Annotated in this window: 24 protein-coding genes; 15 read left to right on the top strand and 9 right to left on the bottom strand. The window is 39.8% G+C overall.

The window, feature by feature from the left end; translation table 11 throughout:
- From rpoD to B4237_RS10415, 7 genes are all read left to right on the top strand, one after another.
- The coding region (rpoD, locus tag B4237_RS10445; protein WP_286943006.1) for an RNA polymerase sigma factor RpoD at nucleotides 1-1,579 on the top strand (1,579 nt) is incomplete at its 5' end.
- A gap of 138 nt (nucleotides 1,580-1,717) precedes the next feature.
- Nucleotides 1,718-2,005, top strand: coding sequence for a YbeD family protein (locus B4237_RS10440; RefSeq protein ID WP_004652212.1), 288 nt, complete (start codon nucleotides 1,718-1,720; stop codon nucleotides 2,003-2,005).
- Between the two features lie 146 nt (nucleotides 2,006-2,151).
- The gene (locus B4237_RS10435; protein WP_278595345.1) at nucleotides 2,152-2,898 is read left to right on the top strand and encodes a hypothetical protein; all 747 of its coding nucleotides are present in this window, start codon (nucleotides 2,152-2,154) and stop codon (nucleotides 2,896-2,898) included.
- A complete protein-coding gene (lipB, locus tag B4237_RS10430) occupies nucleotides 2,885-3,541 on the top strand; it encodes a lipoyl(octanoyl) transferase LipB (RefSeq protein WP_192414302.1) in 657 nt (218 codons plus the stop codon). Before B4237_RS10435 ends, lipB begins: the two co-directional genes overlap by 14 nt.
- A gap of 81 nt (nucleotides 3,542-3,622) precedes the next feature.
- Complete coding sequence (locus tag B4237_RS10425; protein ID WP_004876971.1) at nucleotides 3,623-4,156, top strand: hypothetical protein; 534 nt, start codon at nucleotides 3,623-3,625, stop codon at nucleotides 4,154-4,156.
- A 1-nt stretch (nucleotide 4,157) separates the two neighbouring features.
- Nucleotides 4,158-5,342, top strand: coding sequence for an iron-containing alcohol dehydrogenase (locus tag B4237_RS10420; protein ID WP_019383887.1), 1,185 nt, complete (start codon nucleotides 4,158-4,160; stop codon nucleotides 5,340-5,342).
- A 239-nt stretch (nucleotides 5,343-5,581) separates the two neighbouring features.
- On the top strand, nucleotides 5,582-6,994 hold the full coding sequence (locus tag B4237_RS10415; RefSeq protein ID WP_171254298.1) for an APC family permease: 1,413 nt from the start codon (nucleotides 5,582-5,584) through the stop codon (nucleotides 6,992-6,994).
- Nucleotides 6,995-7,044: 50 nt separating this feature from the next.
- On the opposite strand, the gene B4237_RS10410 is transcribed toward B4237_RS10415, so the two are convergent.
- Nucleotides 7,045-7,599, bottom strand: coding sequence for a flavodoxin family protein (locus B4237_RS10410; protein ID WP_278595344.1), 555 nt, complete (start codon nucleotides 7,597-7,599; stop codon nucleotides 7,045-7,047).
- Nucleotides 7,600-7,716: 117 nt separating this feature from the next.
- Here B4237_RS10410 and B4237_RS10405 point away from each other — a divergent pair, with 117 nt between their 5' ends.
- Complete coding sequence (locus B4237_RS10405) at nucleotides 7,717-8,100, top strand: winged helix-turn-helix transcriptional regulator (protein ID WP_278595343.1); 384 nt, start codon at nucleotides 7,717-7,719, stop codon at nucleotides 8,098-8,100.
- An 11-nt stretch (nucleotides 8,101-8,111) separates the two neighbouring features.
- A complete protein-coding gene (locus tag B4237_RS10400) occupies nucleotides 8,112-8,492 on the top strand; it encodes a VOC family protein (RefSeq protein WP_023014196.1) in 381 nt (126 codons plus the stop codon).
- An 11-nt stretch (nucleotides 8,493-8,503) separates the two neighbouring features.
- On the opposite strand, the gene B4237_RS10395 is transcribed toward B4237_RS10400, so the two are convergent.
- From B4237_RS10395 to lolA, 6 genes are all read right to left on the bottom strand, one after another.
- Nucleotides 8,504-8,974: a tRNA (cytidine(34)-2'-O)-methyltransferase gene (locus B4237_RS10395; RefSeq protein ID WP_019383884.1), complete on the bottom strand. Its 471-nt coding sequence runs from the start codon at nucleotides 8,972-8,974 to the stop codon at nucleotides 8,504-8,506.
- A gap of 89 nt (nucleotides 8,975-9,063) precedes the next feature.
- Nucleotides 9,064-10,437 carry a siroheme synthase CysG gene (gene cysG / locus B4237_RS10390; protein ID WP_278595342.1) on the bottom strand — a complete coding sequence of 458 codons (1,374 nt, stop codon included), beginning with the start codon at nucleotides 10,435-10,437 and terminating at the stop codon, nucleotides 9,064-9,066.
- A 67-nt stretch (nucleotides 10,438-10,504) separates the two neighbouring features.
- Complete coding sequence (gene serS, locus B4237_RS10385; RefSeq protein WP_278595341.1) at nucleotides 10,505-11,776, bottom strand: serine--tRNA ligase; 1,272 nt, start codon at nucleotides 11,774-11,776, stop codon at nucleotides 10,505-10,507.
- Between the two features lie 117 nt (nucleotides 11,777-11,893).
- Nucleotides 11,894-12,643 (bottom strand): RsiV family protein, encoded by a 750-nt coding sequence (locus tag B4237_RS10380; RefSeq protein ID WP_278595340.1) that lies wholly within the window; start codon nucleotides 12,641-12,643, stop codon nucleotides 11,894-11,896.
- A 106-nt stretch (nucleotides 12,644-12,749) separates the two neighbouring features.
- Nucleotides 12,750-14,225 carry a carotenoid oxygenase family protein gene (locus tag B4237_RS10375; RefSeq protein WP_278595339.1) on the bottom strand — a complete coding sequence of 492 codons (1,476 nt, stop codon included), beginning with the start codon at nucleotides 14,223-14,225 and terminating at the stop codon, nucleotides 12,750-12,752.
- A 166-nt stretch (nucleotides 14,226-14,391) separates the two neighbouring features.
- Entirely contained in the window at nucleotides 14,392-15,087 is a 696-nt protein-coding gene (lolA, locus tag B4237_RS10370; RefSeq protein ID WP_061396688.1) for an outer membrane lipoprotein chaperone LolA, read from the bottom strand.
- A gap of 301 nt (nucleotides 15,088-15,388) precedes the next feature.
- Between lolA and B4237_RS10365 the strand changes: the two genes are divergently transcribed.
- Nucleotides 15,389-16,258: a pirin family protein gene (locus B4237_RS10365; RefSeq protein WP_278595338.1), complete on the top strand. Its 870-nt coding sequence runs from the start codon at nucleotides 15,389-15,391 to the stop codon at nucleotides 16,256-16,258.
- A 67-nt stretch (nucleotides 16,259-16,325) separates the two neighbouring features.
- Here B4237_RS10365 and rpmA read toward each other — a convergent pair whose 3' ends face one another.
- Together rpmA and rplU are read right to left on the bottom strand one after the other, a co-directional pair.
- Nucleotides 16,326-16,580 carry a 50S ribosomal protein L27 gene (gene rpmA, locus B4237_RS10360; RefSeq protein ID WP_004640422.1) on the bottom strand — a complete coding sequence of 85 codons (255 nt, stop codon included), beginning with the start codon at nucleotides 16,578-16,580 and terminating at the stop codon, nucleotides 16,326-16,328.
- Nucleotides 16,581-16,598: 18 nt separating this feature from the next.
- On the bottom strand, nucleotides 16,599-16,910 hold the full coding sequence (gene rplU, locus B4237_RS10355) for a 50S ribosomal protein L21 (RefSeq protein ID WP_004652230.1): 312 nt from the start codon (nucleotides 16,908-16,910) through the stop codon (nucleotides 16,599-16,601).
- 448 nt (nucleotides 16,911-17,358) lie between these two features.
- Here rplU and sdsA point away from each other — a divergent pair, with 448 nt between their 5' ends.
- The 5 genes from sdsA to B4237_RS10330 form a co-directional block, all read left to right on the top strand.
- Entirely contained in the window at nucleotides 17,359-18,336 is a 978-nt protein-coding gene (gene sdsA / locus B4237_RS10350) for an All-trans-nonaprenyl-diphosphate synthase (protein WP_278595337.1), read from the top strand.
- A 16-nt stretch (nucleotides 18,337-18,352) separates the two neighbouring features.
- Nucleotides 18,353-20,407, top strand: a complete 2,055-nt coding sequence (locus B4237_RS10345; RefSeq protein WP_278595336.1) for a site-specific recombinase — start codon at nucleotides 18,353-18,355, stop codon at nucleotides 20,405-20,407.
- A gap of 153 nt (nucleotides 20,408-20,560) precedes the next feature.
- A complete protein-coding gene (locus tag B4237_RS10340) occupies nucleotides 20,561-21,211 on the top strand; it encodes a phosphatase PAP2 family protein (RefSeq protein ID WP_004876998.1) in 651 nt (216 codons plus the stop codon).
- Nucleotides 21,198-22,457 (top strand): efflux RND transporter periplasmic adaptor subunit, encoded by a 1,260-nt coding sequence (locus B4237_RS10335; protein WP_278595335.1) that lies wholly within the window; start codon nucleotides 21,198-21,200, stop codon nucleotides 22,455-22,457. Before B4237_RS10340 ends, B4237_RS10335 begins: the two co-directional genes overlap by 14 nt.
- Nucleotides 22,458-22,469: 12 nt before the next feature.
- Nucleotides 22,470-25,370 (top strand): efflux RND transporter permease subunit (locus B4237_RS10330; RefSeq protein ID WP_286942993.1); only part of this gene is annotated, 2,901 nt, incomplete at its 3' end.

The raw sequence follows: 25,370 nt of genomic DNA, 5'->3' as shown, positions 1-25,370 counted from the left end.
AATGTACATGCGTGAAATGGGGACAGTTGAACTCCTTACCCGTGAAGGTGAGATCAGCATTGCAAAACGTATCGAAGAAGGTATTCGTGACGTTTTACATTCAATCGCTTACTGGCCAAACGCTGTTGAAGTAGTTTTACAAGAATATAATGACTTTTTGACTGGTGAGCGTCGTCTTGCCGATATTCTATCTGGTTATTTAGACCCAGAAACTGACGAAGAGATTCCTGAAGTTTTAGAAGAGGAATCTGAAGAAATAGAGGAAGATGAAAAAGCTTCATCTAAAACCAAAGACGTTAAGCTCGATGATGATGACGAAGAAGAAGAGTCAGAAAGTGATGATGATTCTGAAGGCGACTCAGGCCCAGACCCTGAAGTTGCGAAAGTTCGTTTCTCTGAGTTAGAAGCTGCTTGGAATGAAACTAAAACGGTTATTGCAAAACATGGCCGTAACAGTGATGAAGCAAAAGCTGCTCTTGAAGCTTTAGCTGCTGTATTCATGATGTTCAAATTCACTCCTCGTTTATTTGAAATCATCTCTGAAATGATTCGTGGTACACATGATCAAATCCGTTCAAATGAACGTGAAATCATGCGTTATGCAGTTCGTCGTGGTCGTATGGATCGTACTCAGTTCCGTACAACCTTCCCTGAACAAGAATCAAACCTAGCTTGGTTAGATGAGCAAATTGCGAAAGCTCCTGCTGAAACTAAAGCACATTTAGAAAAAGTACGTCCTGACGTATTAGCGTTCCAACAAAAGATTGCTGATATCGAAAAAGACCTTGGTCTCAACGTTAAAGATATTAAAGATATCTCTAAACGTATGGCTGTCGGTGAAGCAAAAGCGCGCCGCGCGAAGAAAGAAATGGTTGAGGCAAACTTACGTTTGGTAATTTCGATCGCGAAGAAATACACTAACCGTGGCTTACAGTTCCTTGATTTGATTCAGGAAGGTAACATTGGTCTGATGAAAGCCGTAGATAAGTTTGAATACCGTCGTGGTTATAAATTCTCGACTTATGCAACATGGTGGATTCGTCAGGCGATTACACGTTCGATCGCGGATCAGGCGCGTACAATTCGTATTCCAGTACACATGATTGAGACGATTAACAAAATCAACCGTGTGTCTCGTCAACTTCTTCAAGAAATGGGCCGTGAGCCTACACCTGAAGAGTTAGGCGAACGTTTGGAAATGGATGAAGTTAAAGTTCGTAAAGTACTTAAAATCGCAAAAGAACCGATTTCGATGGAAACACCAATCGGTGATGATGAAGATTCGCATCTTGGTGACTTCATTGAGGACTCAAACATCACCTCTCCAGTTGATGCTGCGACCTCTGAAGGCTTAAAAGAAGCAACCCGTGAAGTACTTGAAAACTTAACTGAACGTGAAGCTAAAGTATTGAAGATGCGTTTTGGTATTGATATGCCAACGGATCATACTTTAGAAGAAGTAGGTAAGCAGTTTGATGTAACACGTGAACGTATTCGTCAGATTGAAGCAAAAGCATTGCGTAAGCTTCGCCATCCTTCTCGTTCAGAACACTTACGTTCATTCTTAGAAAATGACTAATATTTGGGCCACCTTATACTGAATCAAGACCCTGTTTTGAATCCGTATAAGACTTGAAGTTCAACACTTCATCCCCATCTATGTTATAGATCATAAGCGCCTGCACTGATGCAGGCGTTTCAAGTTAAGAGGTTGCTCATGTTAGACCGCACTCCTTCTCGTGAATTACAAGAACATCTTTGGGTTTTCCCAATGGACTATCCAATCAAACTGATTGGTAATGCTGGGGATGAACTTCGAGTAGCTGTTGTTGATATTCTACAGAAGCACTTTCCTGAATTTGATGGCGACACAGTAAAAGTTCAGCCGTCACGTACAGGTAAATACCACTCTTTAACTGCACAATTACGCTTTGAAGAGCTGGAACAAGTTCATGCACTGTATGCTGATCTTGCAGCGTGTCCTTTAATTAAGACAGCGCTTTAATAGATAAATCCAAAATACGAAAGTGTTTTGGATTTTTTTATACCGATTTCAACATAATATCTAATCAACTGAATTACTGATAAAAATCAGTTAATATCTTAAAATATCGTTCTATAACTCTTTGATGTATGGTTGCGAATCTACAGATGAAAAAGCATGTGCTTCTAATCGCAGCAATTACAGTTTCATTCGCCAATTTATGCTATGCAAAAACTAAGACTTTTACATGGCAAAATGATCTGTGTGAGTTTGAAGGACAATATAATCCTCAGCAATATTCAGAAAAGCAATTACAAGATACCGTGCAAATGATGCAATTGAGTCATACAAGCCTATTAAATAGCAGATCTTATGCATTCAAACCTGAAGATATTGCGAAAATCAAACTAAAAGAAATTGATCAAGAATATAAAAACACTCGAACCCAATTAAACAATCTTCATCCGATACCGCTCAAGGCATTTCAAACACTTAAACAAAATTTACTCACTGCTCTTGATCAAGAATATCGACATAATTACTTAACTGCTGCTGCATTTTCACAGCCTGAAAAATTATTGATCAGCGACTATGGTCAACAATGTTTTGCTATTGCCAAATCGCTGAATACACGAAATAGCAACACCCTACTCCAGAATGCCAAAAACTCTTTGGATAAAGAAAACAAACATCAGTTAAAGCTTGGAAATGATCCTGATTTCCTCGCGAAACGAGCACAAGATTTTGATTCAAAGCTAAAAAGCAAAAATGCCGTGCAATATGCACAAATTCAATTAATTCGTGACTGGTCAAATTGCGCCAACCCACATCAAGCTCAAGATGAGCAATTGGAACAGATTTTCCGCAACACTGTATTTATTCAGACGAAGGAAGTTTATTGTGACAAACCTTGATAAACCATCCTTAATCATTCGCTGCTTCAATGATCTTCAAGATTACACAGCATGCTTTGAAGAAATGAAAGCCTTCACTGCCAATCGTGATGAAAATACACCAGATGAAGTCTGGTTATTACAGCATCAAGATGTTTTGACGCAAGGTCAGGCAGGCAAAGCAGAACATATCCTCATGCAAAGCAACCTTCCCGTTGTTCAGACTGACCGTGGTGGACAAGTGACATGGCATGGTCAAGGTCAACTGGTTGCCTATTTCATGTTTGATTTGAATCGTCTGAAATGGCATGTACGCACATTGGTTAGCTTTGCTGAGAAAGCAATGATCGACCTACTCCAACAATATGACATTCAGGCGTATGCGAAACCAGATGCACCTGGCGTCTATGTAGATGGACGTAAAATTGGTTCTTTAGGTTTTAAAATTCGTCGTGGTCGTAGTTATCACGGCTTAGCTTTAAATATCGACTGTGATCTAAGCGGTTTCCAAACCATTAATCCTTGTGGATACGCTGGTTTAGAAATGGTACGCTTACAAGACTTGCTTAAAGATTACCCAAGTTTTGAGCAACTTTGTCATGATTTTGTTGATTATTTAAAAAATACAAATTTCTTTCATGACCTTGAAGTCAAATCTGAATAAATTACTTTTCAATTCTAAAGAAATAAATTAGAGTAATTACTCTAAATTTGCTTTTGCATAATTTTAACAAGGGATACGCAAGTGATTTCGACCAAAGCAGTGAAGCCCACTTTGCAATTTGCCTACGTAAAACTCATGATGGATGTTGTTGGTCGTGGTTTAGTAATGGCAAGCCAAGTGGACAGTGAAGTACAACAGGAAGTTTCAAAATTTCCTATTGGCTTCATACTTTCAATGAATGTATTTCCAAATGGACCTGCATTTATTGCTCGTGTAACAGAAGAAAAACAATTAGAGCTTTTACCGAATTTCAAAGGAAAGCCTGATTTAACCATTACCTTCAAGCATCTAACGCATGCATTTCTTGTATTTTCTTTCCAAGAAAGTACGGCGCAGGCATTTGCCAATGACCGCATGATCGCTGATGGTGATGTTTCAAGCGCAATTCGTCTTGTACGTTGCTTGAATAAAATGGAAGCCCTGATCTTACCTAAATTGATCGCTTCACTTGCCGTAAAACGCTACCCAGCCGAATTGACATTAAAAGAAAAATTCACGGGTGCGAAAAATATTTATCTTAAAGTCGCGAAATCATATCTCAAACGGAGCGCATAACATGGCTAAGCCTTATTACGAATTTTTTTGTCCTGTAAAAGTAATTGCTGGTAACGCTGCGTTAGAGCATATCCCTTTTGAACTTGCCACTTTAGGCGCAAAACGCCCAATGATCATTACAGATAAAGGCGTCCGTGCAAATGGTTTACTCAATCCAATTGAAGCTGCTTTCAGTACAACTGATGCAGTCATTGGTGCAATCTTTGATGATGTTCCACCAGATTCAAGTTTAGAAGTCGTTCGTCAAGCCGCTGAACTTTATCGTAAACAAAAATGTGATGCGATTATTGCAATTGGTGGTGGGTCAGTAATTGATACTTCTAAAGCGACTAATATTTTAGTTTCTGAAGGCGGTGACGATTTACTACAGTATTCTGGTGCACACAATCTACCAAAACCATTAAAACCATTTTTCGTTATTCCGACGACATCTGGTACTGGTTCTGAAGCAACTATGGTTGCTGTTGTTTCTGACACACAGAAAAATGTAAAACTAGCTTTCGCTTCATATTATTTGATGCCACATGCTGCGATTCTTGATCCACGTATGACGCAAACTTTGCCACCACACCTTACAGCCATGACAGGTATGGACGCATTGACTCACTGTGTTGAAGCTTATACATGCTTAGCGGCAAATCCATTAAGCGATGCTTATGCAAGTGCTGGGATCAAAAAAATCAGTGAAAATCTATTCAAAGTATTAGACAATCCAAGTGATGCTCAAGGTCGTTTAGAACTTGCTCAAGCGTCAACGATGGCAGGTATCGCATTCTCGAACTCAATGGTTGGCTTAGTACATTCTTTAGGTCATGCTTTAGGTGCAGTTGCGCATCTACCCCATGGTTTATGCATGAACTTATTCCTACCGTATGTACTTGAATACAACAAAGAGATCAATGGCGACAAGATCGGTGAATTATTATTACCGCTTGCAGGTGCAGACATTTATGCACAGACTCCAGCCAATCTTCGTGCAGAGAAAGCAATTGCCACAATTTTGACCATGCGTGATCGATTATTTAGCTTAACTAAGCTTCCTCGCACCTTAAGAGAGACAGGAAAGATCACAGAAGCTCAGTTAGATGAAGTTGCTGAGAAGGCATTAAATGATGGATCTATCATTTATAATCCAAAAGAAGCAAATTTAGATGATTTAAAAGCGATTCTTAAAAAAGCTTGGTAAATCAATATTTAAAATAAAAAAGGTTCGATTTTTTATTAAATCGAGCCTTTTTTATTGGTTCAGTGAATTTTCATTCATCTTTTTCCTTGGCAAATTGGCTAAAAAATTGCTAAAAAATCTCCAAAGCTACTGACAAACTGCCTTAAATTAGGATAGATTTGCGCACTTTAGATTTTTATCGGGGGGATCGTTCGTCTCAAACGATCCTTGACACTAAAGCTGATCCTTGATCAACGATTATGAGGACAACGCCGTTGACAAATACTTCTGGGACTCAATCGGCAGCTAAACTGCAAAAAACGCTAGGACTCTGGCACATTATCATCATTGGTTTGGCTTATATCCAACCAATGACTTTGTTCGATACTTTCGGTCTAGTATCTGAAGAAAGTCATTACCATGTGCCAACCTCTTACATTGTTGCATTGATTGCAATTTTGTTTACCTCGATTAGCTATGGTCATATGATTCGTCGCTACCCTTCCTCTGGGTCGGCATATACCTATGCCCAAAAATCCATTCACCCGAACGTTGGTTTCATGGTGGGTTGGTCTTCATGGTTAGACTACCTACTCTCGCCAATGGTCAATATCATTCTTGCTGTTATTTATTTAGAAGCACTTTTCCCATCAGTGAACCACTGGATATGGGTAATTGTTCTCACAGCATTTATGACAGGTGTTAACCTACGTGGTGCACGATTTGTGGCGAACTTTAACAGTTGGATCGTTTTAGTACAGCTCATCGTAATTGGCACATTCACTTATTTGGTTTATCAAAAACTTCAAATGGGTATGAATGCCGACGGTCCTATCACGGCTGAAACACGTTATCAGCTTTGGAGCTTAGAGCCTTTCTGGAATGAACTAACTTCAGTCGGTGCACTCATCACTGGTGCAACGTTACTTTGCTTCTCATTCACTGGATTTGACTCACTGAGTTCACTTGCTGAAGAAACCAAAGATACTGAGAAAACACTCCCTAAAGCAATTTTCTTAACTGCATTATTCGCGGGTGTGATTTTCATTATCAGTACTTACTTTATGCAGATCTATTTCCCGAATGATCCCACAACGTACTTTAAAGATGTTGCTGCCACACAGCCTGACATTTTACTATTAGTCGGTGGTTCATTATTCCAGTCATATGTTCTAGCATTTGCAATCGTGACTGTAATGGCATCGGGTATTTCAGCACATGCGGGTGTATCTCGTTTGATGTACGTGATGGGTCGTGATGGTGTAATTAATAAGAAAATCTTTGGTCATATCAGCCCAAAAAACTTCACCCCTTCATATAATATTTTGATTGTGGGTGCCGTTGCGTTAACTGCTGGTTTTATGAATCTTGATATTGTCATTTCAATGATCAGTTTCGGTGCTTTAACTGCGTTTACCTTTGTAAACTTATCAGTAATTTCTCGTTATGCATTACGAGATGGGCGCACGAAGAACTTTAAAGATATTCTGAGCTTTGTGATTATTCCACTACTCGGCTTCCTCAGTGTCTTTGCAATGTGGTTAGAAATTGAAGAGACAGCACTCAAATACGGTTTGTGGTGGGCAATGTTTGGTATTTTATATCTTGGTTATAAAACTAAAGGTTTTAAATACTCTGCTCCTCAACACAATGAATTTGATGACAGACTATAAACTATCGACAAATAAAAAGGCGCTTGATGCGCCTTTTTATTTATGTTCAATTAGCCATGTAACTTTTCAACAATCGTTTGGACACGTTGCGCATAAATTTTTGCTGTTTCTAAATCGCCTGTCGGGATTTCGTCCACGCTTGCATCAGATGGTGTTTGCACTAATAAACCTACTGAACCACCCAAATTATTCACATCTTCACGTTTTGCTTCTTTAGTATTTGCTGGTAACAGCCCCAAACTCACCCAAATTCCGCCATGCTGTGACGCTAGTGTTTGTAACTGAATTAATGTCACTTGCTTATCGCCATTCAAACTTGCGCTATTGGTAAAGCCTGCAAACACTTTATCTTGCCAACCCCGTGTAAACCAAACTTTAGAAGTAGCATCAGCAAATTTTTTGAATTGCCACGGCGCAGAACCCATATAGGTTGGTGCCCCAAATACAATACCTTTTGCTTCGCTAAGTGTTTGCCAAGCTTGCTCAGAAATTTCCCCGTTTTGATCAATTTCAATCAGCGAAGCTTGGATTGTTTGCGCAAAAGTTTCAGCAACTACTTTTGTATGACCATAACCAGAATAATAAACAACTGCGATGTTTGACATGAGTTTTATCCAAATTTTTAAAAAGTTCGATTTAATGATATATTTTAGAAACTAGGTGTCAATTAGTTACCAATTGGTAACTAGCACAATTTAACTGAAGTTTTAAGGATGTTTTTAATGAATCAGGCATTAAAATATAATATTTATCAACAACATTGCCCTGCTCGGTTATTTTTTGAAAAAGTTGCAGATAAATGGGTATTATTGATTATCAATGTGCTAGCAAGAGAAACTCAGCACTTCAATTTGCTCAAGAAAAGTATTCAAGGGATTTCACCCAAAGTCTTATCGCAAAAGTTAAAAATGCTGGAGCGAGATGGATTCATTGAGCGGCAAGTGCAAAACACCTCACCTATACGTGTCGATTATTCTTTAACGTCACTAGGATTAGAGGTAGCTAAAATGGCTTATCAATTGAAAGATTGGGCTGAAACCAATATTGAACAAGTGATCACTGCACAACAACGCTTTGATGCAACCCAAACAGAAGAATCAAAATAAATGGTGAATATATGCACCCACAACCTTTAATTGCGGTAGAAGATGTCGAGAAAACCAGTTTATGGTATCAAACCATGTTGGGACTTAGTAGCGGACATGGTGGCAAAGAATATGAACAGTTAATGTTTAACCAGCATATGGTTCTACAACTACATCAATGGCAAGCACATGAACACCCTCATATCGGCAGTCCAAATACGGCGATTGGCAATGGCGTGTTATTGTGGTTTGAGAGTTCTCAATTTGATGAGATTGTACAAAAGCTACAAAATCATCAAGTCGAAATTTTAGAAGGACCAAAATACAATGCGAATGCACACCATCGAGAAGTTTGGTTTAAAGACCCAAATGGCTATACTCTCGTTGTTGCGAGTCCCTATGGCGATGTATAGCCATGCATTAATTAGAGTTGTTTGAAGCCTTGTTGACGCCATGCTTCGTAAACAATCACCGCTGTTGCATTCGACAGATTTAAACTTCTTGAGTTTTCCGCCATTGGCAAACGAATCCACTGTTCTTGTGGAAACATTAAACGTACTTGCTCTGGCAGACCGCGTGTTTCTGGCCCCATCAATAAAGCCACAGGACGATTTAGATCAACCGTGTGCGGTGTTGCCGTTCCTTTAGTTGTTAATGGGAAAACATGCTCAACACCTTTTGCTTTTAAATCAGCAAGGCAAAGCTCGATATTGTCCCAAATTTGCATTCTTGCCCATTCGTGATAATCCAATCCCGCACGTTTAAGCTTTTTATCATCGAGTTCAAAACCTAAGGGTTTAACCAAATGAAGCTGTGCGCCAGTATTAGCACATAAACGGATGATATTACCTGTATTCGCTGGAATTTCAGGCTCGAATAGAACAACATGAATCACAAATTTTCTCTACTTTTCATAATCCCTCCTAGTCTCCCTTTTTCAAAGGGAGGAACTCCCCTCTTTTAAAAAGAGGGGTTGGGGGAGATTTATTGCCATTTTAACTGTTCACGTAGGCTCACCACTTCACCAATAATGGTTAAAGTCGGCGCTACAATATGATGCTCTGACACTTTAGTTGCAATATCAGCCAAAGTTCCAACCACCACTTTTTGTTCAGGTGTTGTCCCTTTAGAAATGAGAGCAACAGGCATATTCGGTCGCTGACCATGTGCAATCAATTGCTCACAAATCCGCTCTAAACCAACCAAGCCCATATACAACACAAGGGTTTGATTTTCATAAACCAATTCATTCCAAGGAAGTTCTGGCGAACCCTCTTTTAAATGCCCTGTAAGAAAACGAACACTTTGTGCATAATCACGATGCGTCAATGGAATACCAGCATAGGCTGAACAACCCGAAGCAGCTGTAATACCCGGAACGACTTGGAAAGTCACATTGGCTTCTACCAACTCTTGAATTTCCTCACCACCACGTCCAAAGATAAATGGATCACCGCCCTTTAACCGGCAAACACGTTTACCTTGCTGTGCGTAATCAACCAATAAAGCATTAATACCATCTTGCGGAACGGAATGATTAGAACGTGCTTTACCCACATAGATTTTTTCAGCATCGCGACGACATAAATCTAAGATAGGTGCAGACACTAAACGATCATAAATCACCACATCAGCTTGTTGCATCAATCGCAAGGCTTTTAGCGTCAAAAGCTCAGGATCACCCGGCCCCGCACCGACTAAATACACCTCACCTTTCGGTGCGCTCCATTCAGTTAATGCCTGTTCAATCAGATCATTGGCGACATCTAAATTATCATTGAACACTTGCTCTTTCAGCGGACTTGCATACAAATTTTCCCAAAAGATACGACGTTCATCTGGATTAGAAATTTTTGCTTTAACTTGCTTGCGCCACTGTCCAGAAAACTCGGCGAGTTTGCCCATACCATGTGGCACAATCGTTTCGATCTGAGTACGCAGCTGTCGAGACAAAACAGGCGATGCGCCATTCGATGCAACTGAAATCACTAAAGGTGAACGATCGATAATTGCTGGCACCATAAAGCGACAATGCGGAATATCATCCACGCTATTCACCAGTAGATTACGCTGTTCGCATTGTTCAAAAACGGCTTTATTGACTTCAGCTTGATCAGTTGCAGCAATCACTAAACGATAAGGCGTTGCGAGAATACTTTCAGAAAAAGCAGCTTGAATGTATTGTCCTACTGACTTCACTACAAGCTGAAGTAGCTCAGGTTCAATCTCAGGTGCAATCACATCGACAATTGCACCTGCTTTGACCAACAAATTTGCTTTACGGTAGGCGATATGCCCACCTCCAACAATCAGACAACGTTGCTGTTGCAACTTTAAAGAGATTGGGAAAATTTCCACATCACGCCTCTATATTTTCAATCTGACTGAGATAAAGCAAAAACTATGCACAAATTAGATGCACAGTTTAGTCAATATACGTTGCACCGCCCATATATGGACGTAAAGCTTCTGGAATCTCAATAGAACCATCTGCACGTTGATAGTTTTCCATCACTGCCAACAAAGTACGACCTACAGCTAAACCTGAACCATTCAACGTATGCACCAATTCGATCTTCTTCTGATCTACGCGGTAGCGTGCTTTCATACGACGTGCTTGGAAATCACCCATATTTGAGCAGCTAGAAATTTCACGATAAGTATCTTGGCTTGGTACCCATACTTCTAAATCATAGGTTTTAACAGCACCGAAGCCCATATCACCACCACAGAGCAAAATCTTACGGTAAGGTAAGCCAAGCGCTTGTAAAATGCCCTCTGCATGTGCAGTTAGCTCTTCAAGTGCTTCCATAGAGTGCTCAGGCTTAACAATCTGCACCATTTCAACTTTATCGAACTGATGCTGACGGATCAAACCACGTGTATCACGTCCATAAGAACCTGCTTCACTGCGGAAACATGGCGTATGCGCTGAGTATTTAAGCGGTAGACGGTCAGCATCAATGATTTCATCACGCACAAAGTTCGTGATTGGCACTTCAGCTGTCGGAATCAAATAATATTCTTTTTCACCTTGCAGCTTGAATAAATCTTCTTCAAATTTAGGCAATTGACCTGTACCACGTAAAGTATCGGCATTGACCAAATATGGTACATAAGCTTCTGTGTAGCCATTCTTAAGTGTATGTGTGTCTAGCATGAATTGCGTTAAAGCACGTTGTAAACGCGCTAATGGTCCTTTCAACACACTGAAACGAGAACCCGTTAGCTTCGTCGCAGTTTCAAATTCAAGCCCACCCATCCACTCACCAAGATCAGTATGATCTTTGATGTCAAAATCAAACTGGCGCGGCGTACCCCATTTTAAAATTTCTAAATTATCGCTTTCATCTTTACCTTCTGGAACAGACTCATCTGGTAAGTTGGGGATCGCAAGCGACCTTTGCTCTAGTTCTGTTTGCAACTCAGCCAAGGCAACTTCTGCCGCTTTGATTTCATCACCAATCGCAGCCATACGTGCCATGATTTCAGATGCATCTCCACCCGACTTTTTGATTTGACCAACTTGTTTTGCACCAGCGTTACGTTCAGCTTGTAAATTTTCAGCTTTCGACTGTAAATCTTTACGGCGAGCTTCTAAATCAGCCCACTCTTGTACATTCAGCTGAATTCCACGTTTTGCTAAAGCAGTATTCACTGCTTCAATATTATTTCTGAGTAATTTTGGGTCGATCATAATCAATCATGAATAGAGAAAAAACTGGCTATAGTGTAAGGCTTTAACCTAAAAAAATACAGCGATAGAAAACAAAGACTCAGCATCTACAACGGATTGTAGGTGCTGAAAAACTGATTAATTTGGTTCTTTAGGTAAACTTGGTAAATATTCAGCTTTGATAAATTGCTTCGCAGCATAATATGGTAGGGTTAGCTCACTCATCCCTTCAGCATAAGATGCTAATTCATAAAGTGGATATACAAAGACAATACCATTCACGCCATAATAATAATTATCGCTGACCTCTAACTGATCTTTCTTAATATTATGTTCTTCTAACCAGTTTTGATTGGCTGCATATAATTCATCACGAAGTTTCTGATTCATATCAGGTTTAAGGAGTTCACTGACCGTAATATGTTTTTTATTGGCCAAATCAAAATTCACAAACTCTTGATGTGACATACCATGCGCCGCACCCGCTGAATAAGAATAAGTTTGAATTGCAAAAGTCGCTAAATTATAGTTTTGTCCAACGAAGCGAACATAGGTACTACTTTCACTTTGCAAAGCTTGATTGGCTGGCTCTTTAACTTGTTGATCAGGTAAATCAGCAAACGCATTTGGTTCTGCTTTTTTCATGCGCTTTACAAAATAATCATCAATCCATTTTTGATTGGTTTCCACAGTTTGCAAATCATAATTGGTGCAACCATCTTCCAAACATACTTTCTGCTTTGGAATTTTGACAGTAACAACTTTTGCCTGAATAAGTGGAATATCTGTTTTTTCAACCTTTGTTGTTTGATCTTGTTTAGGTTGACAGCCGACCAGTGCAACAACTGTCATGATTGAAATCAATGGGAGTAATTTTACCGTCTTCATCGTTATACAAGTCTCTGATGTTTTTCATCACTATACAAAGCCCTGTTGTCAGAAGAAATTACGAAATGTATCTATATTTTCAACTCTACCCTCTTAATATGTTTACTTATACTTTTTCCTCCAAATCAACCCAATTACAATGAAAACCTAACGGTATACGGCCCCCCAATTCTATTTCGGCCTGAACGCTCATCTCTACACCATTCACTTTAAGTATCACCGCTTTTGAATTCAGACCATCTATGTGGTGTACATATGTCATTAAATAACCTTGTCCCTCAACACTTTGAGAATTCTCAGGTACAAATGTCACCTCCCCAATAATCCATTGTTGACCCAAATCATAAATGAGACTGGTTTGTAAAACCAAATCATGAATTTTCAAAACATTGAATGAACTATTTTTTGGAAAGCCCAAAGTATACAAGTAACGGTAAGGCATCCCGATATAGCGCTCGTCAATTTTTGGAAACTCTTGAATATCAGCATCAATTACCATCCTTTGGATGCTTGTTAAGTTTGAGTCAACCGTCCAACGCTCCAATATGGCGTGTTGATCTTCATAAGCCGCATGTTGAGAATGTTCAAAATCATTTTGATGTACCAAAACATCCAATACAATTTGGTTTTTATTGTCCCGATAAGCATTCGCGGCGTGGAAAACAAAACAAGGATCAACATTGATCCAGCGAATTTTTTCAGCATGTCCATACTTCGCTAAAATACCAATACGCGCCTGATGTTGTTCATTCCATTGATAAGGCACACTATTGCCTGTAAATAATTGAGTGATGGAAAATGTGAGTGGAAAATCAAAAACAATCACATCCTGCTCTGTAATGAGACAATCATGAATCATCGGACCATGCTGCAAAGGAATTTGACTCACATGGACCAATTCGCCCTGCTCATCAATCACTTGGTAATACGCATTTTTACGATCAAGGGCATCGTAACAAATCGCATGTAAATGTCCCGTTTCCTGATCCTTACGAGGATGTGCAGTAAAAGGTAAATCAGCATCACTGTTAAAAAGCTGATAACGTTCCGTATTTAACTCAAAGTCCAAACAAATTGGGAAAGCACCCGCCTCAATAACAGCCCACAGCTTTCCAAAATGCTTAAAGATATTTGTGTTAACAACATCATGAGCCCCCCTCCTATATCCGTGTACATATTGCTTTTTTTTATTTTTCTGCACAGTATCTGTTGCAATCATTTTGCTTTTAAACCAGATCGCCTTTCCATTTCGCAGTTTAAGCCCATGAACCATACCATCACCCATATACCATTCAAACAATGTTAGTTTTTTGGCATAGATAGGATTCGAACCAATCCGCAGTAATAAACCATGTAGATGCTTTGGAATTTCTCCAATCACTTTAAAATTAGAAATCTCAGTTTCATGTACAGGTCGGTATACGATTTTTTGATAAATACCATTCTCATTCCATGAGGAGTTTCGTCTTAGAAACAAACCGATAATCCTAATCAACTTTTGTTTTAAAACATTTTTCAGCGATTTCAAAGCTGTCATTTTAGGATAACTATTAATTACTTTTTGATCAGCCAAATCTTTCATTTTTATTAGGAAATTCTTAAATTATTATTTATATGATAAAATAAACCACCTTTTAAATCTAATAAACTATCAAAATAAATAGATAGTATAAATATCAAGGCTTTTGAATTTTAACCTATCCTAAAAAAAGCAACCCGTAGGTTGCTTTCTATTCATCTGCAATCATTTACTGATCAATAATATCTGTGCCTTTTGGTGGCTCAAAATTAAAGACTGATGCAGGAATCGTTGGATTCACTTTAATATTACTAAAGCGAACATACGTGGTTTGTCCTAATGAATCTTGTAATACCATTAAATTAGGTGCTTTGTTTGCGCCAAAACTAATCGTCATACTTTGGAAAGCACTATCTTCTTGCTTTGGATATAAGGTGTAATACAACTTCGTACGGTCAGGCTGCGTTACACGATATGACTGCATAATTTGATTGGTATTACCCGACAATAATAATGCAGGCGTATTAGCAATTTGATCATCTAGGCTTTGACGGACTGCTTGTTGTAAATCAGGATCATAAATCCACACAACCTTACCTGTTGTCACAATCGTTTGTTTCGCAGGGCTCGTTGTTTCCCAGTAGAATTTCCCAGGACGTTCAACTTTCATCACACCTTTGAAAGTTTGATTCATATGCTGTGCAGTTAAGCCTTTTTTCTGCACATTTTTGTTATTGCTTACTTTCGTTGTTTGCTCAAAATCTGCTGTTAGACGCTGCAAACCAGACAACTGTTGAACCAAACTTGTCGTTGCTTGCTGAGTCGAAGCTGCGACAGGAGCTGCAAACACCTGTGTGCTCATCACTGGAGCTAAGGTCATTGCACTTAAAGTTGCCGCGTAAGCCATTTTTTTTACGAAATTCATAAAATGAACCTTCTATCAGATTTCTACTGTTATGACGACATCTTACTGTTTTTGATCACTAAAAAAATGAAGAAAAGCACAGGTTTTGTTTATTTCATGTCGCAAAGTCCTGCATTATGTATGAAGTTGCAGCCTTTATGTAGGAATTGTAATGATAAAAATTACGATCAAAACCTGAATTAGACTACGCTAAATGAGCCATATAAAGCCTTCAAATAAAATAATGTCTAAAGAATCAACTAGACGAAACACTACATTTTGTTAGTCTAAATACCATCAAATACAACAACAGCCACGAATTATGAAAAGTCTTGCCTTTATTCAACGGAATAACACGTATTTTTCAATTGGGGATTTTTACCCTGCGCTCTCGGTGTTTTCGTATCATGAATTAGGTAATACAACTTCACCCTTTTTATTATTAGATCATCTAGGGCCTGGACGCTTAGCACCGAAAAGCACTAAAAAAGGCGTCAATGAGCATCCACATCGTGGTTTTGAAACGGTGACTTTTGTTTTTGCTGGCGAACTAGAACATCAAGACTCAACAGGCCAAGGCGGCATCATCGCTCAAGGTGATGTTCAATGGATGACAGCAGCTTCTGGCATTCAGCATATAGAGCATTTTAGTCCTGCATTCCGTGAGCAAGGTGGATACTTTGAAATGGTGCAATTATGGGTTAATTTGCCTGCTAAAGAAAAAATGTCGCCACCCCGCTATCAAAGCTTGTTAAACGAAACCATCCCTAAAGTACAACTGGATCAAGATGCAGGTTATGTTCGTATCGTGGCAGGACAATTTCAGAATACATTCGGAATTGCAAAAACATTCAGTCCGATGAATGTCTTAGATGTTCATCTCAATAAAGACCAACACCTCACCTTGCCAGCATCACATGGAGACACCACTCTTATTTATTTGCGTAAAGGTAAGCTCCAATTCGCAGAAGATGAAGAAATTTTAGAAGAACAAGCTTTGGCAGTCATGTCGAGCTTCGATAACGATGTTGCCATCAAGGCCTTAGAACATTGTGATTTATTATTTTTATCCGCACCACCATTACAAGAACCAATCAATGGACATGGCTTTTTCGTAATGAATAGCTATGAAGAAATTCTACAGGCCTATAAAGACTTAAAAAATGGTACTTTTGGAAAAACTTCTAACTAAACAAATGGCTCAAAATTTGAGATATAAAAAAACCCGCTAAAAGCGGGTTTTCTTGAACTATTAAAACTTAAGCTTCAACAGTTACATAGCGACGGCCAAATTGACCTTTCACTTCAAATTTTACTACGCCGTCAGCAGTAGCAAATAAAGTATGGTCACGACCCATACCAACATTTGCACCAGCGTGGAATTCTGTACCACGTTGACGAACGATGATGTTACCAGCAGTTACAGTTTGACCACCGTAAACTTTAACACCTAACATCTTAGGATTCGAATCACGACCGTTCTTAGTCGATCCACCGGCTTTTTTAGTTGCCATGTCTATTTACTCCTCGTGTTAGCCTGCGATACCAGTAATTTTCAACTCGGTAAACCATTGACGGTGACCTTGTTGCTTACGGTAGTGTTTACGACGACGCATTTTGATGATGCGGATTTTGTCGTGACGACCATGGCCAACTACTTCTGCAGTTACTTTTGCGCCAGCTACAACTGGAGCACCGATTTGAATGTTGTCACCATTAACAACCATTAATACGTCATCAAACGTAATAGTCGCGCCAGTTTCAGCTTTCAATAATTCTACTTTAAGGGTTTCACCCTCAACAACACGGTGCTGTTTACCACCGCTTTGGATTACTGCGTACATAATGTACTCCAACTTGCCCGTGTCGTCGTGCCGATAAAGGGACATATCGATCTTAAGACGAACGCCACTGGGGTTATACAAGGGGACAAATTTTAAGTGAAATTTGATCAAACAACAAGTCATTTTGCACAAATGCTCACATATCTGAATATTGTTTAGATTTTTTAATAAAATCAATTAGATTGCAGATACGTTGTTTTGATTGATTCTTTCCGTGATTTACAATACATTTTTAAAAACAAATTGCGACAAGAACAAACTGTGTTTGAACTAAGTCAAAAGTAGAGTATTGAGGTTATGTGCGAAAACCATTTTTCTGCCTAAATTAACACCAAAAAACTCATCATCATGTTTTAAATGATGGATTACACAGCCTGTATAACTGTTTAGCAAAAGATTAATTGATACACTTAGCGCCATTACTCACCTGTACGAGGTTTTCCTTCATATGGTTATCGATTTTAAGCAAGACATTCTCTCCCCTGTTGCGACAGATTTTGCTGCGATGGATTACCTCATCAATGAAGGGATTAGCTCTAAAGTCGGTTTGGTGATGTCTGTCAGTAAACACGTTGTTGAAGCTGGCGGTAAACGTATGCGCCCAATTATGTGCTTGCTTGCAGCACGAGCTTGTGGTTTAGCGAATATGCAGCACGCGCAACATTTGGCTGCAATTATTGAAATGCTGCATACTGCAACCTTGGTACATGATGATGTCGTAGACGAATCTAATCTCCGTCGTGGCCGTCCTACTGCCAATGCAACGTGGAATAATCAAACAGCGGTTTTAGTCGGGGACTTTCTGATTGCGCGCTCTTTTGATTTATTGGTCGATCTAAACAACATTACCTTATTAAAAGATTTCTCAACAGGCACTTGTGAAATTGCAGAAGGTGAAGTGTTACAGTTGCAATCTCAACATCAACCCGAAACAACCGAAGAAACGTATTTAAGAATTATTCACGGGAAAACTTCACGTCTTTTTGAACTTGCGACTGAAGGCGCAGCAATTTTGGCAGGTACAGAAGAATATCGTGAACCATTGCGCTGTTTTGCTGGTCACTTTGGTAATGCCTTTCAAATCATTGATGATATTTTAGACTACACCTCTGATGCAGAAACATTAGGTAAAAATATCGGTGATGATTTAATGGAAGGAAAACCGACTTTACCGTTAATTTCAGCATTAGCTCATTCAACTGGCGATGATCATGCAATTATTCGTCGCAGTATCGCAACAGGCGGAATCGAGCATTTAGATAAAGTCATTGAAATTGTGCATAACTCGGGCGCTTTGGATTATTGTCAAAAACGTGCCCAGCAAGAAACGGATGCCGCTTTAGAAGCTTTAAAAGCTTTACCAGATAATGAATATCGCCAAGCACTCATCAATCTGACCTTAATGGCCTTACACCGTTTACAATAATTTTTTATGAGTGCCTATGCATTTTAATTTAACTGATCTCTTTTTAAAAATGCAGGAACAGCTTGACCAACCTCAAGCTGTTCTTGATGAAAACCTAATGATTGAATTGGTCAATCGTTTACGACCAAAAAATCCCAATGATGCAGAAGAAGTTAAACAACGTATTCATTCGTTGATTAAAACATTGTTACTCACACCAACATCTGCAATCTTGCTGCAAAACTTTTTACTCAAGTTAATCAGTCAATATAAGCAAATTAGCTTATATGCCGACAGCGGTATTTTATCCTTAGATGGTTTTTGGAATCAGTTAAGCCAGCGTTTGGGTGCGCACTTCCTTCCATTAGTTGAAGATGGTCAGCAACTCAAAACATTGGTTGGGAAAGTTTTTCATCAGGAAACTGATAGTGATTGGCTGATCTTGATTGAGAAACAGGATTGGATCAGTTTATTTAGCTTAATTAGTGAAAGCCAAAGCAACACCAAAGAAAAGCAAATCTCAAAGAATGAACTGATCAAAGCGATTACTGTTCTATCCTATCGTATTAGCGGTATTGGTTTATATCCTGAATTTATTAATGCGCAACCAGACATTATTGAATATGAATCCCCGTTCTTGGTTCAAAATCGAGAAATTGTTGAATTTATAGAAAAGTATAAAAAAATCATTGATGATCAGGATGCTGTCGTCGTACTACCGCCACCTGATGCATCTCAAGCTTTTGTTATGCTTGATCAATGCCGTGATGTAGTACTAAAAATTCGTCGTGCGACTAAACGTATCGGTGTCAGTATTAGTTTAACGTATTTGCTATCTTTGCTTGAACAAGCATTAGATCGCATTGAGTTATTAATTAGCTTGCTAGCCAGTAAAAATGAGGTTCGTTATACCTCTCTTGGCGAGTTGATTACCGACTTAACACAAGCACATTATGATGAAAAAAGTGTTCGATACTTATTAAGCTCAACCAGTGAACTGATTGCTTTACAGGTAACTGAAAATGCAAGTAAGACTGGTGAACACTATGTGAGTACGGACAAGTCTGGTTTCTGGGGAATGTACAAAGCTGCCGCTGGAGCTGGTGCGATTATTGCGCTGATGGCAACGCTGAAAATCCTAACCGCACGTTTTGTTCTTGCACCGTTTATGCAAGCTTTTCTATATAGCATGAACTATGGCTTAGGCTTCATGCTGATCCATGTACTTCATTTTACTGTTGCGACTAAACAACCTGCGATGACCGCAGCCGCTCTTGCCGCTACGGTACAACAGCAGAAAGGCAGTAAAAATGCCCAGATCGCAGAACTTGCGGCGTTGATTATTAATATTATTCGTACCCAGTTCGTAGCGATTTTAGGCAATATCTCGATTGCGATCCCAGTAGCAGCGCTGATCACATTCCTGTGGCAATACAATTTACACGAACCACTGCTCTCCACCACTAAAGCAGCCAAAACCCTACATTCATTAAATCCATTCACCTCTTTGGCTGTACCTCATGCCGCTATCGCTGGGGTATGTTTATTTTTATCAGGTTTAATTGCAGGTTATTTTGATAACCTCGCTGTATATCGCAAAGTTGGCCCTCGTTTAAAACAACATCATCGTTTAAAACGTTGGATGGGTGAACAACGCTTAAACAAGTTTGCAAACTATATTGAAACGAACTTAGGTGCGCTTGCTGGTAACTTTCTATTCGGCATCATGCTCGGCAGTATTGGCACCATTGGCTTTATTTTAGGCTTGCCTTTAGATATCCGTCATATCGCCTTTGCTTCAGCAAACTTTATCCAAGGTCTAATGACGATTAGTGGCTCGCCAGATATTGGTTTAATCCTTGTGTCATTTTTAGGCGTTATGTTGATTGGCTTAACTAACTTGTTTGTCAGTTTTACACTTACGATTATTGTTGCTCTACGCGCACGTCGTGTTCGTTTTGCGCAATGGAAACCATTAGCGAAATTAGTACTTACACACTTCTTGACTCGACCAAGTGATTTTTTCTGGCCACCGAAACAACCAATTGAAGTTGATGATGAAAATTCAGCGGAACAGAAAGTGAGACACTAATCAAATTTTGTTATGTTTTTTTACTGAACCTTAAAAAAATCTGAAAATGAAATTATCATAAAATTTCAAGACTTGACCAAAAGTGTACTCGCAAGTACACTTTCAAACACTATACAACCCTGAACAATGGTTAAGCAAAAAAATGAGGTTCGCATGCCGCACCTACTACTTTGTATTGGTTGCATTTTTTTAGGATTCGGTGTGTTTGGACTGCTTTATTCCAACGCATCAGCTTTTGATCTATTGAGTGTTCAAACTTTATTTGAACATCGCTCATTTGCGCTTAACAATGTAGCAGTTCTGCTTTCTAGACTAGGCGGAATGCCTTTTTTACTATTTTTAACTGTGTTTTTTTGTGTCTACCACATTCGGATTAAAGATTATAAAAAAGTGACTTTTCTTGCTTTGAGTGTAAGTGGAAGTATTGTGATTGGTTGGCTTCTGAAATGGGGCATTGATCGGCCAAGACCTTTGGAATTTTATCATTTGGTTCAAAGTTATGGAGCATCCTTCCCAAGTGCCCATAGCCTATATGCTGCAACCCTTGCGAGCTTATCTATGTTGCTATTTAGAGAGCATAAGTACCGCAAAAGCGTCATTTTAGTATCTACTTTATGGTTTATTTTCATGGGGTTATCTAGAGTTTATGCAGGGGTTCACTATCCAACCGATGTACTTGCAGGTTGGGGAATTGGGTTAATTTGGACTTCGTTGCTTTGGTTTTGGCTGTATCAAAGCAATTTCAGCAACAATTTGTTTTTAGATAAAAAATCTAAATTGAGGTGGAATAATGATGTCGGCTAAGCTTTGGGCACCTGCCCTCACTGCTTGCGCATTAGCAACAAGCATCGCGCTTGTTGGTTGTAGCAAAGATCCTAAAGATGCACAGCAAGCAGCTGCTGCTCAAAAAATGCCGCCTCCAGAAGTTGGTGTCATTGTTGCTCAACCACAAAGCGTAGAACAAAGTGTAGAACTTTCAGGACGAACGGCTGCATATCAAATCTCTGAAGTTCGTCCACAAACTGGTGGTGTGATTTTAAAACGTTTATTTGCTGAAGGTAGTTATGTTCAAGCAGGTCAAGCGCTTTATCAAATCGACGCAAATACCAATCGTGCAACGGCTGATAATGCTAGAGCGGCTCTGTTACGCCAACAAGCAAACTTAAATGCTTTACGTGTAAAAGAAGGTCGTTATAGTCAACTTGTTGGAACAAATGCTGTTTCTAAACAAGAATATGATGACATTAATGCTCAAGTGAAATTAGCGGAAGCAGATGTTGCAGCGGCTCAAGCAGCACTAAAAAATGCTGAAATTAATTTGGGTTACTCTACTGTACGTGCACCAATTTCAGGTCAGTCTAGCCGTTCTTCCGTAACCTCTGGTGCGTTAGTGACAGCGAATCAGGCTGATCCTTTGGTAACGATCCAACAACTAGATCCAATTTATGTTGATATCAACCAATCAAGCGCTGAGTTACTTCGCCTTCGTCAGCAAATGAGCAAAGGTAGCTTGGATAGCAGTGGTAATACACGCGTAAAAATCACACTTGAAGATGGTTCTGACTATCCGATTGAAGGTCAGTTAGCATTCTCTGGCGCAAGTGTAAATCCCGATACTGGAACAGTGACATTACGTGCTGTGTTCTCAAACCCGAACCATTTGCTATTACCAGGTATGTATGCAACTGCCAAAATTTCTCAGGGAATTTTGCCAAATGCTTATTTGGTTCCTCAAGCAGCGGTTACTCGTTTGCCTACTGGTCAAGCGATTGCAATGATTGTAAATGCTAAAGGGGTTATTGAGACTCGTCCAATTACAACTGTTGGTGTTAAAGGTCAAGATTGGATCGTGACTGAAGGTCTAAAAGCTGGCGATAAAGTCGTCGTAGATGGTGTTGCTAAGGTGAAAGAAGGTCAAGAAGTTTCAACTAAGCCTTACCAACCACAAGCAAATGCGCCTCAAGCTCAAGGTGCTGCACCACAAGCAGCCGAACAGAAAAAACAGGCCGACTCACCAAAAGCTGAACAAAAAGCAACTGCACAAGCTTAAGGGGTAGATTGCATGGCTCAATTTTTTATTCATCGCCCAATTTTTGCATGGGTGATTGCACTGGTGATTATGCTGGCGGGGATTCTCACGCTAACAAAAATGCCAGTTGCTCAATATCCGACGATTGCTCCCCCCACGGTAACCATTTCTGCGACTTATCCTGGGGCATCTGCTAAAACTGTTGAAAACACAGTAACTCAAATCATCGAACAACAAATGAATGGTTTAGATGGGTTACGTTACATTTCTTCTAACAGTGCGGGTAATGGTCAAGCATCGATTAACTTGAATTTCGAACAAGGTATCGATCCAGATATCGCGCAGGTTCAGGTTCAAAATAAATTACAATCTGCAACAGCACTTTTACCCGAAGACGTACAACGCCAAGGCGTCCGAGTAACTAAATCTGGCGCAAGCTTTATGCAGGTTGTTGCCTTTTACTCACCAGATGGAAGCTTATCAGCATCAGATATTAAAGACTATGTGAACTCAAATATTTCTGAGCCACTCAGTCGTGTTGCGGGTGTTGGTGAGATCCAAGTCTTTGGTGGCTCTTATGCGATGCGTATTTGGTTAGATCCAGCGAAATTAACAAGTTTCAACCTCACTCCAAGTGATGTTGCAGCTGCAATTCGCGCGCAGAACTCTCAAGTTGCTGTAGGTCAGTTAGGCGGTGCGCCTGCAACAAAAGGACAAGTACTGAACGCAACTGTAAATGCACAAAGTATGCTGCAAACACCTGAACAGTTTAGAAAAATCTTCCTCAAGAATACTTCGACTGGTGCGCAGGTTCTTTTGGGTGATGTTGCTCGTGTTGAGTTAGGTTCTGATAACTATCAGTTCGATTCTAAATTCAATGGTAGTCCTGCTGGTGGTGTAGCAATTAAACTTGCAACTGGTGCCAATGCATTGGATACAGCTGCAGCTGTAGAAAAGCGTTTATCAGAATTACGCCATAACTATCCAAGTGGCTTAAAAGACAAACTTGCGTATGACACAACACCGTTTATTCGTTTATCGATTGAAAGTGTTGTACATACCTTAATTGAAGCAGTTGTTTTAGTATTTATCGTCATGTTCCTGTTCTTACAGAACTGGCGTGCGACGATTATTCCTACACTTGCCGTTCCAGTAGTAGTGTTAGGTACATTTGCCGTTATTAACATGTTCGGCTTCTCGATCAACACATTAACCATGTTCGCGATGGTATTAGCAATCGGTCTCCTCGTCGATGATGCGATTGTCGTTGTAGAGAACGTAGAGCGGGTTATGCAAGAAGAACATCTTGAACCTGTACCTGCAACTGAAAAATCAATGAGCCAGATCTCGGGTGCCTTGGTTGGTATTACCAGCGTATTAACCGCTGTATTCGTACCAATGGCGTTCTTTAGTGGAACAACTGGGGTAATTTACCGTCAGTTCTCGATCACTTTGGTTACAGCGATGATTCTTTCTTTGATCGTTGCATTAACGTTTACCCCTGCCCTATGCGCTACATTGTTAAAACAACACGATCCAAACAAGCAAGAAAGCAACAATATCTTTGCACGTTTCTTCCGTTGGTTTAACCGCAGCTTTGATAAACTTTCTGTGAAATACCAAGGTGGTGTCAATCGTATGACACACCATAAGCTTTTCTCTGGGGTTATTTATATTGCTGTGATTGCTGCGTTAGTTGGTCTGTACAAAATGCTGCCGTCTTCTTTCTTACCAGAAGAAGACCAAGGCGTAGTCATGACACTGGTGCAATTACCACCAAGTGCCAGCCTTGAACGTACAGATAAAGTGATCACGACAATGACTGATTACTTCATGAATAAAGAAAAAGATAACGTAGATTCTATCTTTACGGTATCTGGTTTCTCATTCACTGGGGTCGGTCAAAATGCGGGTCTAGCCTTCATTAAATTGAAAGACTGGGGCGAGCGTACCACACCTGAATCACAAATTGGTGCCATCATTCAACGTGGTATGGCGTTGAATATGATCGTGAAGGATGCATCGTACATTATGCCGTTGCAGTTACCTGCGATGCCTGAACTCGGTGTTTCGTCTGGTTTCGATATCCAGTTGAAAGACGTCAGTGGCCAAGGTCACGATAAACTTGTTGCTGCACGTAATGCGATCTTAGGTATGGCAGCTCAAGACAAACGTCTTGCTGGTGTTCGTCCTAACGGTCAGGAAGATACACCTCAATATCAAATTACGATTGATCAAGCGCAAGCAGGTTCTATGGGTATCAGTATTGCTGATATTAACAGTACGATGAGCATGGCTTGGGGTGGTTCATATATCAATGACTTCGTTGATCGCGGTCGTGTGAAGAAAGTTTATATCCAAGGTGAAGCGGATACTCGCATGATGCCTGAAGACTTGAACAAGTGGTATGTGCGTAATAACAAAGGTGAAATGGTTCCATTCTCTGCCTTTGCAAAAGGTGAATGGACTTATGGTTCACCTCGTTTAGAGCGTTATAACGGTGTATCATCTGTTAACATCCAAGGTACTCCAGCTCCGGGCGTAAGTTCGGGCGATGCGATGAATGCAATGGAAGAAATTATTGGCAAGTTACCGTCAATGGGCTTACAAGGTTTTGACTACGAATGGACAGGTTTATCATTAGAAGAACGTGATTCTGGTAACCAGACAGTTCCTTTATTGATTCTTTCATTATTGATTGTATTCCTATGTCTTTCTGCGCTATATGAAAGCTGGTCTATCCCTGTATCAGTATTGCTTGTTGTTCCATTGGGTATCATTGGTGCGTTTACGTTGACATGGTTAGGCATGGTGATTAAAGGTGATCCAAACTTATCCTTTAACATCTACTTCCAAGTCGCGATTGTTGCAGTAATTGGTTTGTCTGCGAAAAATGCGATTTTGATCGTAGAATTTGCAAAAGAGTTGCAAGAA

The organism is Acinetobacter sp. UBA6526 (genome assembly GCF_002434875.1).
Lineage (GTDB): Bacteria > Pseudomonadota > Gammaproteobacteria > Pseudomonadales > Moraxellaceae > Acinetobacter > Acinetobacter venetianus.
Note: the sequence above shows the minus strand (reverse complement) of the source record. Positions and strands in the feature narration are given on the sequence as shown.